This is a genomic window from Acinetobacter sp. ACZLY 512, from assembly GCF_023614015.1.
Classification (GTDB): Bacteria; Pseudomonadota; Gammaproteobacteria; order Pseudomonadales; family Moraxellaceae; genus Acinetobacter; species Acinetobacter soli.
This window is the reverse complement of the sequence record NZ_JAKIVI010000013.1, coordinates 19,503-35,712: the sequence shown is the minus strand read 5'-3', so window position 1 is coordinate 35,712 and position 16,210 is coordinate 19,503. Positions and strand designations below refer to the sequence as shown.

The window sequence follows — 16,210 nt, the reverse complement described above, 5'->3', positions numbered from 1 at the left end:
TATCATTTACAAATGAAGAAGTCCGCATCTAAAATCTACGGAATAACCAATTGGCTTACTTATTATTAAGCTCCGATTAATTGAGGAAATTTCAGCATTTGGTTTGATCTAAAAACACTATTGTATGCATACGCTATAGCGAAATAAGGGAGAAGTCAAACTTACTCTGATTCAGCGATTCAATACTGTTTCAAGATCAAGTCAATATTACGCTTTTCTTTGCGTATTGTCACAGTAGGCTTCGTGCAAAGTCTTATCCAGTTTTTCGGATTAGATCGGACAGTACCAACATACTTTTGATATATTTTTTGATTGCTCTTTAGATGCTGCATGATTAAAAGATATAGAAATTTTTTCGGAATTGATAAAACCTAATAAAATCAATAATTAAGTCTGTTTACTTTTTCACTTTTGCAAGAGAGCTAATATTATAAATAATCCATTTTTCATTGGCTAACTGGGGTGCAATCACTTCATCAATGATGACTCTTTCCAATTTCTGTCAAACAAACATATTACGAGAATCTTCTTCATTCACCTTACGAAAAATAAAAGCACGTTTTTCTAATCTTTTTAAACAATGTGTGATTGTCCCTGATGTAATCATTAATGTTAAAAATTTTTAGGTGGCGACAAAATAAATGGAGTACCTGCTCAGCGTAAAGTAGAAAACATGTCGAACTCCCTATACTCCAAATCAAGTTTTGAAATTTCATCTGTAAGTAATGCTGTGAGTATTTTTGTGATTCTTTGTAATCTACCTAATACCCGCATCAGGCTAACATCAATATCTGATCTTTTTCTTTTCCACTATCAACAATTTTTCCACAGCATCATTAGTTTAGACATCACTCATTTTTTTCTATGAATTTATCTTGATGTGAAGATAAATTTATGAACACCCTCTCTCCTTCGATTTCAAACTCCGCTCTTACAGCTCTAGTCCCGTCTAAGGGACTTTCATTAGAAATATAATTTAATATACTTACTGTGCAGTACTTCAAGCAAAAAGTGTAATTAAAGACACACAATAGCTGAGGAGTTAAATATGCCAGTCCAAAACTTAAGCAGTGAACATCACATTGCTACTATTGCAGCTCGTAAACTTTAAGTAATTTATCGAAGTACTTAAAAGTGAGACCGTTCTGTTTATTGAGAATGACTATCTATTCAGTAAATCATCAAATAGTAAGCCTGTATTACTTAAGCGTTTATCTGTTTGAAATCAAAATCTTAGCAAGAAGTTTAATCGTCAAAATAATTACAAAACAAGAAAATTAAAATAATTTCTCTTTAATTCAGATAGTTAATACAAAAATTTCTACTAAATGAATTTGAACCATCCAATTTATTTTTTTAAATGAAAAGCAAAATTAAACCTTTATAAAAACATGTTTTTTTAAAACTAATGCAAACTAAACTTTATACGCTTATAATTTAGAACAACAATGATACTTCAAAAAGACGGCAACTCATGATAAGAATTCTTCATTTTTCTGATCTCCATCTTCACACTAACTATGATCAAGCAAAAGTCTTAGAAAGCTTCTTAAAGGACATACAAACTAATGGTGTTTTTGATCTAGTTGTTTGTTCTGGAGATATTGCAGCTCGAGGAAACTTCCAAAAAGATAATATTTTAGCCTTTTTTTCAAAAATTAAAGAAATAGTTGGAAAAAAAATTCCTATAGTCACATGTCCTGGTAATCACGACATAAATCTAACAAAAAGAAAGTCTATATATGATGTGATGTACAACAATGTGACTTCACATACTCAAGCTAATACTCTTTTTAATGACCTCCATAATGAACCTGATTCAAACATACTAGGACACTTAAAAGACTATAATGAAATTGCGTCAGAAATTACTTCAGAGAATTTAGAAAATAAGATATTTTTTACCAAGCAAGTTGATATTTTTCAGAAAAAAGTTGGAATTGCATCTTTAAACAGTGCTTGGTTTACTAGAGGTGGTGGTAGGAATGATTATGGCAATTTATATATCTCACAGCATCAAGTTGAGCGAGCATCTGATGAAATACTTGACTGTGAACTTAAAATTGCCGTTTTACATCATCCACTAGATTGGATATCACCTGATGAAAAAACATATATACAAAATACTTTGAATAATAATTTTGATTTATTGCTTTGCGGACACATGCATAACAATACTGCATCAAATATTGCTTCAAATTTAGGAAACTTATTTGTAAGTAATACCGGATGTATTTATGAAAATAGACAATACTTTAATGGATATTCGATAATAGAAATTCAGGAAGGAAGTATCCGAACTATTGCTAGAGAATATTATGATCAAAGAAATACATTCGATAAGTCTATTAGGTTTAGCTCTGACTCTACTGCACTCTTTAGTTTTGAAAAAAAAAAGGAAATTAGTTTGATTAGTGGCGAAATAATTCGGCATATTAATCTAACAACTAATCAAAAGTTACTATCAACAAATTCAGGTGTTGCCCCACAGGAGTTATCTACAATTTTTGTGGAGCCACCTTTATCACATACAAGTGAAAAAGAGTACTATGCATTAGCTGGAAATTCTGAAAAATCTCAACTCACAACTTTAGATGAACTATATAAAAGTGATGGGAATATAATTTTTTTTGGAAAAAGGGAATCAGGAAAAAGTACTTTATTGAACTTTATTATAACAAATGAGTTCCAAAAAATTCACCCTCGGGCTCAATTAGGAATTGTAATTGATTTAGAAAAGTCAAGGATTAATGACAAGAATATAACTAGATCAAGTATTTTGACAGCAGCAATAAATTTCTTAGATGGGATTTTAAATAAGAGGGAATTAATAGATTTATTAACCTCTGGTTCCATATTAGTTGCTTTCGACAATCTGAGTATTAAAAATAAAAATGATGAAAAGACGATAAATTCATTTATCAAAGAGTTTAACTCTTCGAGATATATTGCTTCTGCGACTGAACCAGAAATGCAAATCAGTGAATTCAACTATAATAAAGATATTTTTAATAAGCAAATACATATTCACTCTTTCAAGAAATCCCATACAGAAAAGTTAGTGCAAAACTGGTTCATTGACGACTTAGAAGCAAGCCAAAATAGTATAAAATTTGTCAACAAACTTATAGATCAACTAAATGTTCCATCAACCCCATTCCTAATATCTATGTTGTTATGGGTTGTTGAAAAAAATAAAAATAACTCACATCTCTTCAATGAAGCTTCTGTCGTTCAAGTATTGATTGAGGGTTTATTGAATAAATTTGGTGAGGAAAAGAAACGTGAGGATTTTGACTCAACAAATATTAGCCACTTTCTAAAACAATTTTCATATTATTTAGACAGTAGAAAACTAACAAATATTTCAATAGCAGATTTTGATAAGTTCAAGATACAATATTTTTCTGATCTAGGTCTTCACTCTAAAGAAAACTTAAGAGCAGAGTTAATTGAAAAAGGGCTATTATATGGTGATTCTAGTTCTATAGGATTTAAATTTGATTGTTTTCGATCTTTCTTTTTAGCTGAACATTTCAATACTAATGAAGATTTTTGGCTAAATATTATTAACAATAATCAAATACAAAATTATTCTATTGAATTTGAATACTACTCTGGAATATATAGAGATAAAGAAAGATTACTTATTGAATTTCATAATGCAATCAAAAAAATATTTAGTACCGTAAATTTTAATGCGAAAGAACTTTCTCTAGAAAATGAAACAGGTATATTGTTATCAGAATCTATATTTGGTGATATCTCATCAAAAATTGACTCTCATAATGAGCATACAAATGAAGAAATCATTTTAGACACTCCCAAAAGAGCATCTATTGATCACTCTGTTAGCCGAGAAAAAATTAAAACACCTGATGATTCAGAACATTTTAATGCATTAGTGGCTTTAAAAACCTTTGCAGCTATTTTGCGCAATAGCGAATTAGTTCCCAAAAAATTAAAAAAAGATAGTTTAGAAGACTTATTCACTTACTGGGATCAAGTCTTTAGTTTCCTACTATCATTAGTAAAGAATGATTTTGACATAATAAAACCTGATCATCTAAACCCAGAAGAAGAACAAGATATTAAACAATTTTTTACGCTTGTAATTACTTTTGTTTACTCCTATGTGATTGTTGAAAAATCATCTTCCCCTAAAATGAAAACTTTTTTTGAGAATTATTTTGAGTCAAAAAACAGTGGACATAGAGCATTAGCTATCTTATGTTATATTGATATTGATATTAAAAAGTCTATAGAAGTTACAAAAAAATCTCTGTCTTTTTTTAATAAAAAATCTTTTTATTTACAAGCTATTTATATTTTTTATTTACACAAATTTTTTGAAAATAGTAACTCAAGAGAAATTACAAATGCGATAAAATTAATTTTAGCTGAAATATCCTTTACAATGAGTGGTAAAAACAACTTTGAAAAGACAGGCATAATGAGTCAGACAATATCTCGTCTTGAAGATCAAAAAACCAAGATAAAAAATCAAGAAAAAATGGACATTAATTAAGCTCATTACAATGAAATCATAAGGATTTAGGTCTACAGTTTAGAAATCTAAATCCAAAAGATGGTTCTGTGTGTCTAGAATTTTGGTGGCTATTCAACCATATCTCCTACTTAATCGTATTCTCAAGTCACTACGAGTCAATAAAATACAGACACTGCATCGAGGAAACTACTCTACTGATGAAATACCTCTGATCAAAAACTATCATGCTGAAATATAGATGAAATGCTTTGATATTGAAGACAATCAGAAGCTTGATTACTTTGAAAAGTTACAGGATGAACCAAAGTTAAACAGCAAATATGCCTTCTTGGATAAATGTATTGATTGGAATTAGTCATTCAACATAGCTTCTAATATAAAATATGGAGGGCTTGGGATGTCTTGTAATATAATTGATTTAGTCAATTTGAAGTGTTTATAGTATTGCCGAAATCTAAAAGGCCAATCCATTAAAAGCCATAAAGCTGCTATAAGTAAACGATGCCTCTCATGAATATGTCTGCGTTCAAAAGTGATACTCTTGAGAGGAGGACTTGACTGATTTTTTATTCCCATATCTGCTTCTACTTGCAATAATGGAAGTTGTGCTTTTTCTTTTGTTGAACTTAATAATGAACTAATTATTCTTAAACCCTGTAAAAACAATGGAGCATACATGATCTGTGGCAATGGAAAATTAGTCCATCCTTTACGATAAATCAGTAACAATCCTTTAAATGCTTGCGATATTTGCAGGTTCGGAGGTTGAAATATTTGAGCTGATGATTGTGAAAGGTCATTCCCACATACATGACAAACATGCATATTTCTATAAAAACTTTCTTTATTAAAACCAATATCATTTCGATGAAATATAATTGGACTAAAACAATTTAAGCATTGATCCAGCATCAGAACTTGATGAACATCACAAACTGTATAAAAAGATAGTCGCCATTGTTTTCTGAAATATGGGGATTTATCTGATTTTAAGCATAGGGGACAATATTGAAGACCGTGTAACGTTCTATTTCTATGATAAATACCCAGTGGCAATATCCATGGAGTAACTGTATGGGTATAGATACAATCTAATATCACATTTTCAAAGCTACTCAGAGTGGTTTGTTCAACTATGTCTTTTTCCAACCCAGTCATTCTACACATTGCATTTATAAGCCATTCAGGCGCATAAGTATCAATATCTCTATTCCAAATTTGCCGTTTTTCTCCAATAAATAATCGGCAAAATGTATGAACTTTAAAATGGTTTCCATGAGCTAATCGTACCAACCACGATGAAAGTAGTTCATCTGGAAAAGGCAATGGATGGATTGGTAGTAAATCCTGTTGTACTTGATCTAAACTATTAAAAATCATATTTTAGATGCCATTGTTTTTCGATCACTAGGTCGTACAAACCCACATTTTTCTAATGCCTCAAAATCAATACTCTCCCTATTATTTTTTAATGCCCAAATTGCAGCCTTATTTAATAGCTGTGACAACTCACCAATAGTTCCTCCAGACAAATAAAGTAATTTCGTTGCCATAGACTTCTCACTTAGTCTAGATGGTTGCTTTAACGGTAAAATGCGTTCAAAACTAACAAGTAAACGCGCAAAATCTGTATTTAAACTCCATTTGGGGATTACAACTGGCACAAAACGATTTTGTATTTGAGGATCAATCTGTATCGCACGGAAAGCATCAGCAGTTCCGACACCAACTATTGGAACACAGAGTTCATTTCCTAAATATTTTATAACATTCAGAAAATTCCTTTGCTTAAGCAAAGGACCAGCTAATAAATGATGTATTTCATCTATAACAATAACTCCAAGATCAATTTGTTTTAGAACTGAAATGACTCTCTGTCTTTTTTGATCCGTTGATTCTGCTGTTTTTAACCGTTGAAACAATAAAGATAAAATATTGTTATAAAGTCCTCTTTCATCTGGGCTTGGGGGAGCTTGTACATATAAAACTGGTACTTTAATTGCCTCACCATCTAAATTTGGATCTGCTGGATAATTTTTTCGGAATTGCTCAATTAAGCATGTCTTACCATTATTGGTTTCACCTACAAGGAGTAGATTCGGCATCCTTGACTGTTTTGGGTAGTGCAGTAAATCCTCTAGTTGATCTAAAATAGTTTGAGCAGCAGGATAGCCAATCCATTTGGGTTTTAAAATATGTTCAATTCTTTCATCTCGATCCAAGATAGCTTTGGCCTTTGCGATATCACTCAAATGAGATAGTTTCAAAGTACTCATATTTACTCCTTGATATCCGCATATGGCTCAATATAACTTTCTGGATATTCATCAGATGAAATTATTACCGAATCAATAGCTACTTGTGTTTCAACAAGGTGTGTGTCTTTATTTTTCCAATGTTTCCTACGTTGTTGTGATCTACGTGCATTTTTAGAGGATCGAGTTCGTTGTAAAGCCTCGTTCTCAATTTCTCTCATTTTCTGTAATCCATCAAAGATAATATCTTCATTAGGTTGAATTAAATCATCTTCCCCCAAGCGTTTTAGTACAGCCCTTAGCTCCCATAGACTCATAGATGGGCGTGAAGCATCCCGATATGGGATGGGATAATATTGTTTGGTATGAGGGTCTAAAAAATAAACAACACTAATATCTCTAGGGTCTCTAGCAAAAATAAATTTTTGTTTTAATTTTATATTCTTCTCATCACGGGCATGAATCCACATTCTTAAAACATCACTGTAATAATGAATGTTATCAATTAACACGCCATATTCTTGTATCGTTCTCTCTATATATGGCATAAAGTCTAATCGTAGTTTTAGTTCATCTTCAATAGGAGCAGGTAATCCAATACCTGGTGAATTTTCAGTTCCTAAGATAGCCTGCTCATATAATTTAATTGGAGGGATATCTGAAATACCCTTATGCCCTTTTTGATGATAAACCTGTACGATAAAAATCGTAAACCAACGCTCAAATTCATCAAAAGTCATGGTAGCTGTTGCTTCTGAGTCATAATCTCCTTTTTTAACTGTATTAGAAAATGTTGTTCCAGCAATATTATGAGTCTTCGTCATAAATGTACGGAATGCTCGCTCAACATGCCCACCATAATTAGGTAATCCTCTAGGACGATGTTCAAGAATAATGCCATATTCTTTACATGCTCTATCAAGCATTGCTCCCCTAAATTCTTTAGCATTATCAACATAAATTTTTCTCATTATCCCCCAAACTGGCCAAGTTGTAGAAATATCGAATTTAGCCAACCACATTTCTTTCGTCATGATCGAGTGAGAAATACATAAGCCAGCAGATAATGCTCCTGGTGCTTCTAAAGTCAAATAAAAGCCTGTTATCATCCGTGAACAACAGTCCAAGGCAATTGTCAAAAAGGGGCGTCCTATAGGCAATCTATCATTATCATCCACGATAATAAGATCTACAGGTGTATGATCAATTTGTACAACGGCTAAGGGAAAGTCTGCATTAGGGAATGACCCCTCTATAGGTTTGAAGCGTTCACGAGCAGCTTTCGGACTAAATCGTTTAGAAATGAGTTCTTTCTCAGACAAGCTTTGAATTCGATTACGAACACTATTTGGATGAGGCTGTTTAACATTTCTTTCTTTACATCTTCGCATAACCTCAAGACAACTTTCAGATGTTGAATAACGTTGTTTGGTTAAATGAAACTCTTGTATGACTTCATCAATAATTGCCTCTGTCTCTGGAGCTAAACGTTTCGAATCAACATCTGATCGCCCCTTTCTGAGTAAAGATGAGACTCTTCCTGAATCTTCATAGTTTTTTAACCAACGATAAATTGTTACATGATTTTTACCAGCTTTTCTGGCCACATATTTAACGTCTTCTATTGTTCTATTTGCTGTACCTTTTTCTAACAAAGGAAGAATTAGTTGATAGCGTTGCCATGCTTGCTGCCAATCTTCATCAGATATTAAGGGTAAATTTACTCTAGAATAACGCTGATCATCTTGACCATGTTTTAATTCCGATAGTGGTGCTACTAAAAGTCCTTTATTGTGAATATGTTTTAAGACAGCTTTCTGTAAATCAATGAGATCAATAATAATATATGATTCTTCTTTCCAATTAACATGAGAACCAGGAATAAGTCGAAGCATAATTATTCCTCCAAAGTCCAAATTTTACTGGTCATAGTTAAGGGTTCTGCAAGCTCACACCCAATTCTTTTCATTGCAATCAAATACCATAGTGTAGGTAGAGCTGATGCACGCATCCATTTGTCACGAAATAGAATAAACATGATTGTTTCAGGATCACACTCTCTTAAATCAGACAATTTATCAAGGATAGTCTCTTGTAGCTCTATACTATGTGAATCTGATAAATATCCTGATAAAAAGCGAACATTCTTAAGATAAGGTGTTCTAATTTCAAACTCTGTAAACATCTTAAATTCCCAACCTTTCTCATTTGCATAAGCTTTTGCAGCTCGAAAGCGAGGAATTAGATTTTTCCAATCGGCCCTAAAGTCAGCCCTATATTTTATTTCACATAAAATGGGTTTCATCTCTTTTGCTGGAGAAATATCAGTTCTGTATTCCAGTAGTCCATCTGGGGTATATGTCCGTTTCTTATTGTGTTTATCAATGTAAGATATAACTAGTGGCTGTGGAGTGTAAAGCTCAACATTTTTATCAAATTTTATTAACTCCATGAAATCACGTTCTAAAGATGATTCGAATTGCCCGTACTCAGGAACCACTCCTGCCATAGACCTAGTTTGAATACTAATTTGACGTACAGGTGATCTTTGCATCCTTTTCATTTGCAAATAACTCTGTTGAATTTTAGATATAGTTGCATATATTTTTGTTTTTTACAGGTGGATCAAACCCAAAGCCCGGCGAAATCACGCTGTCGCATTTGGGCGTACTCTTTTTGGATGAACTGCCCGAGTTTGATCGCAAGGTGCTGGAGGTTTTAAGGCAGCCGCTAGAAGCCAAAGCCATCACGATTTCAAGAGCTGCACGTCAAATTTCATTTCCGGCCAATTTTCAATTGATCGCTGCAATGAATCCATGTCCGTGCGGTTATGCCTTTAATCAGGATCAACGCTGTCAATGCACACCCGAAGCAATTAAGCGTTATCAAGGTCGAATTTCTGGCCCGTTACTTGACCGTATCGATTTACATATTGATGTACCGCCACTTCAAGCACACGAACTACAAAATACGGCGCCTGTTGAAGATTCAGCAAGTGTTCGCGCACGTGTGCAAAAGGCTTATCACTATCAGATCCAACGCCAGCAATGCTTAAATCAGGCGCTATCACCAAAACAGCTTGAAGCATTTGCTCAGCTTAGTCCTGCAACTGAAAAAATTATGTCTTTGGCGCAGCAAAAACTCAATTTATCGGCTCGGGCTTATCATCGGGTACTGCGCGTGGCACGAACCATCGCAGATTTGGAGCAAAGTCCACTCATTGAGCGGCACCATTTGAATGAAGCATTATCGTATCGTACCGATATGAGCTAAATAAAAAAGACCGCATAGAGCGGTCTTTTTTATATTTAACCCATTAGAAAGTTTTGGATAGGGTCAACACAGCACCCAAATCATACGGTTTTTTACCGGCATCGGTCATGCCAGAGGTGCTGATGTCGGTACCCACACCCGCCAATTCAGCCGTTACACCCAAAATGTTGTATTGCACACCAAATTTGTAATCAAGATAACTGTCGTCGGTACCCGGACCACCTGCCACCACGGCCAGTGCTTCTTTGTTTTTAAATTTGTTGTAGCCCAAAGATGCAATTCCGGTAAAACCTGTGTCTGCAATCGGTGCGCTATAACCGACATTGAAGTACCAGAAATCATCGGTGCGACCCCAGTAATCTGGCGTGTAATTGATTCCGGTGGTGATGCTGTCGCCCTTAAGTAGCGTATCTGCAAAAATTAATTTGCCATATACTTCGGTGAAGGCCAAACCAGTTTTGTTGTTGTACGGGTTGGTAAAGTTAGATTTTGCGCCAATATAACCATAATAAGTCACGCCGACGTCATAGCCGACTTTATAGTCTGGTGTAAGCATAAAAGAGCTGGCATAACCGAGCGATGCATCGGTTTCAGTCGAATTTCCTTTAATACCGAAATCGACACTTGAACCCCAAAGCGTCAGATAAGCACCAGATTCATGGTTAAGAGTAAAACCACCCTGAATTGCAGGATTATTCGAGCTCTGTGTTACCCCGCGAAAGCGATAGTCAGTTGTTGCAGCCACGTTCCCAGATACCGAAAAACCTGCCATTGTCGGCTTGTCTTCTGCCATCACCGCAGTTGTACTTGCTGCCAAGCTGGCTAGAACTGCGACTTGATATGCAAATTTTTTCATTGTAATTCTCCCCCGTGTTGGGCATGACCAACAGACTTTTGATTTTTTGACTTGGATCGATAAAGATTTAGCAAATGCTATGCCAAGTTTGAAAAAACTCGCGAAAATGCAGCTCGTAAAAGAGATTTTTTGAAGTTAAACAAGGCGTTATTTTTGATTTTTATTTTAACCCTGAATCAAAGCTTTTAATGGAATATCTGGTTGTACGATTTTTTACGTTATACAAATTGTTACTTATGGTTCAGTTGGACACAGCATGGTGCGTTTTTCACAAGATAGATATAAAAAATTGAGCGGTATTTAAAGCGCTAAATCCATTAGCTGTAACAAAATAATTTTAAATGCACCAAGAGTGTTCAATTAACGATCAATAAACTGTATTTACGCACAAAAAATATGCAATAAAATTATTTGATGCGTATTTTTTAAGCAAAAATAATCTCGCCTACATGTAACTAAATATATAAATTGCAAGGATTATGTAGAAAACTGGAAAACAATGCGAAAAATATGTTGATAAAAAATGTATCTTTTCTATAGATTATCTATACAATTTTGTGATTTTCTAAGCCTTCTTAGAAACAAAAATTACAATTTATCTTCTCGAGGTATTCAATGCTAAAAGCACAAAAGCTTACGTTAGCAGTTGTGATCAACGCTGTACTTATTACTTCAGCATATGCAAGCGAACAAAGCGATGCAAAAGGATTTGTTGAAGGTGCTCAGGGTTCTGTTTTACTCCGTAACGGTTTTATCCAGCGCGATAAAAAGAAAGGACTGAAAGATACAAATTCTTGGGTTCAATCGGCGGTGCTGAATCTTGAGTCTGGTTTTACTCAAGGTCCGATTGGTTTTGCTGCTGGTGTAGTCGGCGATTTTTCATTTAAGTTGGGCGATAATTATCATTCTGGCAACAGCATGGTTGCACTTAAAAATAATGGTGCTCGTGATGCCAACGGTCGCGTTGATCCATACGATCAATGGACACGTGGTGGCGGCTTTGTAAAAGCACGTGCGTCAAATACCACCTTAACCTACGGTACTCAGGTGCTTGATTTACCTGTTTTGGCCAGCATGACTACTCGTAACACGCCAGAGTATTTTGAAGGGACTTTGATTACCAGCCATGAAATCAAAGATCTTGAGCTTGTTGCAGGTAAATTTACCAAGAACCAATTGCCGGAGCACATTGCAACTGATCAAAACCATCTTGATCGTGCGTATGTGTGGGGTGCAAAATACAAATTTAACGATCAGTTGAATGCTTCGTATTACGGCGCTGATATCAAAGATAAAATTGAGCGTCATTACGTAAGTGCTGCTTATAAGCAACCACTGGCAAATGACAGTTCTCTCAGTTACGAGTGGGCCGGTTATAGCACCAAATTTAAGCCAGGTGCAGACACTTACTTCTCAGGTGGACCAAATACACGTACAGAAGATCTCAATAACTATATCTGGGCCTTCTCTACAACATATAGTCAAGGTGCACACTCAGTGATGGGTGCTTACCAGCAAAATACCGGTGGTATTGGCTATGACTACGGTGCCAACCAAGACGGTGGTCAAAGTATTTATTTGCCAAACTCTTACCTTTCAGACTTTAACAGCAAAGGCGAGAAATCAGTTCAATTGCAATATAACCTCGATTTGGGCGCGTATAACGTACCAGGCTTGAAGTGGACCACTGCATTTGTTTATGGCTGGGATATCGATGTGATCGGCACTAACATTGACAATGCCAACGAGCGTGAGTTCTTTAACCAATTGAGCTATACCGTTCAAAGCGGTTTTGCCAAGGATTTAAAAATCCGTGCACGTTACTCGATTTTGCGTGAAAGCGATGTCGGAGCGAATGGTTATGGAGATACCAACGAAACGCGTATTTTCATTGATTTCCCAATCAAGTTCCTTTAAGTCATAAAAAAGCCCTAGCCAGTTCGCTCGCTAGGGCCTTAGATATTTAAAAAATCAAACATCAACTGAATGATGTTTGATTTTTTTTATCTTATTTTTTTGCAGCTTCAATCGCTTTAAGCACTTCTGCTTTCGCAACGTCTGCACCTTCCCAACCACTGATCTTCACCCATTTGCCTGGCTCTAGATCTTTGTAGTGTGCGAAGAAATGTTCAACTTGATTGATCAACAGTTTTGGTAGATCAGTGTACTCTTGTACATCTTTGTACAATGGTGACAATTTCTCATGCGGAACTGCGATTAATTTCGCATCGATACCACCGTCGTCTTCCATATTGAGTTTACCTACAGGACGGCAACGAATTACTGAACCTGCGGCAACTGGATATGGTGTGACAACCAATACGTCTAATGGGTCACCATCTTCAGACAAGGTGTTTGGTACATAACCGTAGTTCGCTGGGTAGAACATTGCTGTTCCCATAAAACGATCCACAAACAATGCATCTGAATCTTTGTCAATTTCGTATTTGATTGGCGCAGCATTTGCCGGAATTTCAATAATAACGTAAATATCATTTGGCGCGTCTTTACCCGCCGGGATATTGTTGTAGCTCATAGCAACACTCTTTTAGGTTAACCAAATTTTTGTCGCGTCGATTATAACGGTTTCTGAAGCGAACTGCGTGGATTATACAAACCGCATCAAGAAAATCTTTAGTCCTGCTCTCAATCTACTTAAACCAGACGAATCACCAAGATCAGCAAGAAGATCGGACACAGCATCGACAGCAACCAGATAATCGAACGCAACATGGCCCAATTGGCCAAATAACACAGACCATACAGTACACGCAAAACCAGATAAGCCAAGCCAAAGGTCATGATGATGCTTTGCTGAACCACCATATATTCGGCCATCAGTACAGCAGCCAAAAATAAAGGCAAACTTTCAAAACTGTTTTGTTGCGCCGCATTGGCACGTGCAGCCAAGCCTGTTGTACTGGCCAAAAAAGCACGTGGATTTTGATTGTCTTTGGATTTAAATCCACCGGCAAGTTTGGCAATCATGGTAAATACATAAGGCAACAAGCACGCTGCCAAAATCAGGTAAACAATACCACTAATCCCCTGCATGATCGTTTCTCAAGACATATTTTTAGATGACCTTATCATAACATGGCGTTTTGTTTCTAAATTCGGTTAAATATAGTGTTTTTATAACTGAACCAGAACAGGACAGCCGATGAGCACATCAGATCAAGATGAAATCTTTGAGGTTTTGGAAAAACAGCGCCAGAATCAGCTCAAGGTTGATCGTATTTTAAAAATCGTCCTCCCGATTGTGGGCTTTTTGCTGTGTACCATTTGTGCCAACCTAAACTGGCAGTCGACCTTAGGCACTTTTATCATGCTGACACTGGCCATGTGGGCGGTCAGTATCTGGCGATTATCGCTCTGGATGTGGATGCTGATCGCAGCCCTATATTGTCTGGTCGACAACTATTTCAGTTATGGCACCCTACAATTGTCTTTTTTGCGTTTACAACTCGGATGTATGCTGTTTTTTATCGGTCTGGCAGGTATTGGACGTCCCTATATGGATCGTTGGTTACTCAGTAGTTCCAAATAAAAAACGCCTGATTTTCAGGCGTTTTCAATTCACTGTTGAATGCTTAATTGGTTTTACGTAGATCTTTACGTAAAATTTTGCCGACATTCGATTTTGGTAATTCGTCCATAAACTCGACATAGCGTGGGCGTTTGTAGCCAGTTAAGTTTTCTTTGGCAAAACTTAATACTTCTTCTGTGGTTAAAGATGGATCTTTTTTCACCACGAAGAGTTTTGGTACTTCGCCGGATTTTTCATCTGGCACACCAATAGCAGCCACTTCGAGTACTTTTGGATGCTTGGCAATAATTTCTTCAATTTCGCTTGGATAGACATTAAATCCAGACACCAAAATCATGTCTTTCTTACGATCAACAATTTTGACATAGCCACGATCATTCATCACACCAATATCACCAGTACGGAAATAACCATCACTGGTCATGACCTTGGCTGTTTCATCTGGTCGGTTCCAATAGGCCTTCATGACCTGAGGGCCACGAATCGAGATTTCTCCCTGCTCGCCTAATGCCACTGCTTTACCGTCATCATCTAGAATCGCGACATCGGTAAGGGGTAACGGAATACCGATGGTTCCACTAAACTCAGTCGATGCAGGTGGGTTGACCGTTGCAACAGGTGAGGTTTCAGACAGCCCATAACCTTCAATAATGGTCACGCCAGTGATACGTTTCCATGCTTCGGCAGTCGACGGTAACACCGCCATACCACCGCCCATCGCAATTTTCAGTTTACTGTGATCAAGCTGTTTAAATTCTTCATTGTGTACCAGCGCATTAAACAAGGTATTTACCGCTGGAAAAAAAGAAGGTTGGTATTTACGTAGTTCTTTAATGACCGCAGGCAAATCACGCGGATTTGGAATCAGAATATTGGCCTGACCCTTATACATGCCATACATGGCACACACCATAAACGCAAAAATGTGATACAGCGGCAAAGCGCAGAACATCTTGTCATCTTTTTGGCTATCGCCCGGCCCAAATTTACTTTGGAAGATTGCATCACATTGCAGCATATTGGCCACAAGATTGCGATGGGTCAGCTCAGCCCCTTTCGACACGCCTGTGGTTCCGCCTGTGTACTGAAGGACCGCCGTATCGCTTAAGCTTAAATTTGGACGTTTATAATGGCTCGGGCTCACTTTATTAATGGCTGCATTAAATTTGATATGCCCCGGAATATCCCAAGCAGGAATTTGCTTACGCACATTGCGCAGCACAAAATTGACCAAGTTCCCTTTCAGGAAACCCAGCATATCGCCTACAGATGCAATCACAACATGCTTAACTGGTGTTTTACCCAAAATACTTTGATAAACGCTGGCAAAATTTTCAATAATCACCAGAACTTCGGCACCAGAGTCATTTAACTGATGTTCGAGTTCACGTGAGGTATATAGTGGATTGACATTGACCAGAATCAAGCCCGCACGAAAAACACCTAAGGCCACAATTGGATATTGCAGCACGTTTGGCATCATCACCGCAACGCGGCTTCCTTTAGGTAAATTCAGACTTTGCAAATAGGTTGCAAATTTGCGACTGGCCTCATCAAGTTCACTAAAGGTTAATGCCTTGTCCATAAAAATAAAGGCATCGCGTGAGCCAAATTTTTGAAAGTTGCGCTCAAAAATATCTACCAAAGATGTATTTTCTGGCGGTAAATCAACTGTTTCCGGAATTCCTGTTTTCTGGTATTCAGTGAACCAAATTCTTTCCATAATCCAAATATCTCCAATCGGTAATTTTTTAAATTTCGACTCG

At 36.3% G+C, this 16,210-nt stretch carries 11 protein-coding genes and 3 pseudogenes; 6 read left to right on the top strand and 8 right to left on the bottom strand.

Annotated elements, in window-relative coordinates:
* Positions 1-12: 12 nt before the first annotated feature.
* The 3 genes and pseudogenes from L2096_RS13430 to L2096_RS13420 all read left to right on the top strand — a co-directional run.
* Positions 13-294: pseudogene (locus L2096_RS13430) on the top strand (transposase); the annotation flags it as partial.
* Positions 295-1,474: 1,180 nt separating this feature from the next.
* On the top strand, positions 1,475-4,528 hold the full coding sequence (locus L2096_RS13425; RefSeq protein ID WP_250365622.1) for a metallophosphoesterase: 3,054 nt from the start codon (positions 1,475-1,477) through the stop codon (positions 4,526-4,528).
* Positions 4,529-4,625: 97 nt separating this feature from the next.
* Positions 4,626-4,865 (top strand): annotated as a pseudogene (locus tag L2096_RS13420) (type VI immunity family protein); the annotation flags it as partial.
* Here the strand turns inward: L2096_RS13420 and L2096_RS13415 are convergent.
* The 4 genes from L2096_RS13415 to L2096_RS13400 are packed head-to-tail and all read right to left on the bottom strand — an operon-like array spanning position 4,862 to position 9,217.
* A complete protein-coding gene (locus L2096_RS13415) occupies positions 4,862-5,890 on the bottom strand; it encodes a TniQ family protein (protein WP_250365621.1) in 1,029 nt (342 codons plus the stop codon). The pseudogene L2096_RS13420 and the gene L2096_RS13415 overlap by 4 nt on opposite strands.
* Positions 5,887-6,786 carry a TniB family NTP-binding protein gene (locus tag L2096_RS13410; RefSeq protein ID WP_250365620.1) on the bottom strand — a complete coding sequence of 300 codons (900 nt, stop codon included), beginning with the start codon at positions 6,784-6,786 and terminating at the stop codon, positions 5,887-5,889. Before L2096_RS13410 ends, L2096_RS13415 begins: the two co-directional genes overlap by 4 nt.
* A 2-nt stretch (positions 6,787-6,788) precedes the next feature.
* Positions 6,789-8,660, bottom strand: a complete 1,872-nt coding sequence (locus tag L2096_RS13405; protein WP_250365619.1) for a TnsB C-terminal domain-containing protein — start codon at positions 8,658-8,660, stop codon at positions 6,789-6,791.
* Between the two features lie 2 nt (positions 8,661-8,662).
* Positions 8,663-9,217 carry a TnsA endonuclease N-terminal domain-containing protein gene (locus L2096_RS13400; RefSeq protein WP_250365618.1) on the bottom strand — a complete coding sequence of 185 codons (555 nt, stop codon included), beginning with the start codon at positions 9,215-9,217 and terminating at the stop codon, positions 8,663-8,665.
* Positions 9,218-9,384: 167 nt separating this feature from the next.
* Between L2096_RS13400 and L2096_RS13395 the strand changes: the two are divergent.
* Positions 9,385-10,038, top strand: a pseudogene (locus tag L2096_RS13395) (ATP-binding protein); the annotation flags it as partial.
* 43 nt (positions 10,039-10,081) lie between these two features.
* On the opposite strand, the gene L2096_RS13390 reads toward L2096_RS13395, so the two are convergent.
* Complete coding sequence (locus L2096_RS13390; protein WP_004932151.1) at positions 10,082-10,894, bottom strand: TorF family putative porin; 813 nt, start codon at positions 10,892-10,894, stop codon at positions 10,082-10,084.
* A 615-nt stretch (positions 10,895-11,509) separates the two neighbouring features.
* Between L2096_RS13390 and L2096_RS13385 the strand changes: the two genes are divergently transcribed.
* Positions 11,510-12,811: an OprD family outer membrane porin gene (locus L2096_RS13385; protein WP_004932148.1), complete on the top strand. Its 1,302-nt coding sequence runs from the start codon at positions 11,510-11,512 to the stop codon at positions 12,809-12,811.
* Positions 12,812-12,902: 91 nt separating this feature from the next.
* Here the strand turns inward: L2096_RS13385 and ppa are convergent, their stop codons facing one another.
* Positions 12,903-13,430, bottom strand: a complete 528-nt coding sequence (gene ppa / locus L2096_RS13380) for an inorganic diphosphatase (protein ID WP_004932145.1) — start codon at positions 13,428-13,430, stop codon at positions 12,903-12,905.
* A gap of 119 nt (positions 13,431-13,549) precedes the next feature.
* On the bottom strand, positions 13,550-13,948 hold the full coding sequence (locus tag L2096_RS13375) for an MAPEG family protein (RefSeq protein ID WP_004932141.1): 399 nt from the start codon (positions 13,946-13,948) through the stop codon (positions 13,550-13,552).
* Between the two features lie 109 nt (positions 13,949-14,057).
* Here L2096_RS13375 and L2096_RS13370 point away from each other — a divergent pair, with 109 nt between their 5' ends.
* Complete coding sequence (locus tag L2096_RS13370) at positions 14,058-14,444, top strand: hypothetical protein (RefSeq protein ID WP_004932138.1); 387 nt, start codon at positions 14,058-14,060, stop codon at positions 14,442-14,444.
* Between the two features lie 43 nt (positions 14,445-14,487).
* Here the strand turns inward: L2096_RS13370 and L2096_RS13365 are convergent, their stop codons facing one another.
* The gene (locus L2096_RS13365; protein ID WP_025096166.1) at positions 14,488-16,167 is read right to left on the bottom strand and encodes an AMP-binding protein; all 1,680 of its coding nucleotides are present in this window, start codon (positions 16,165-16,167) and stop codon (positions 14,488-14,490) included.
* Positions 16,168-16,210: the final 43 nt, after the last annotated feature.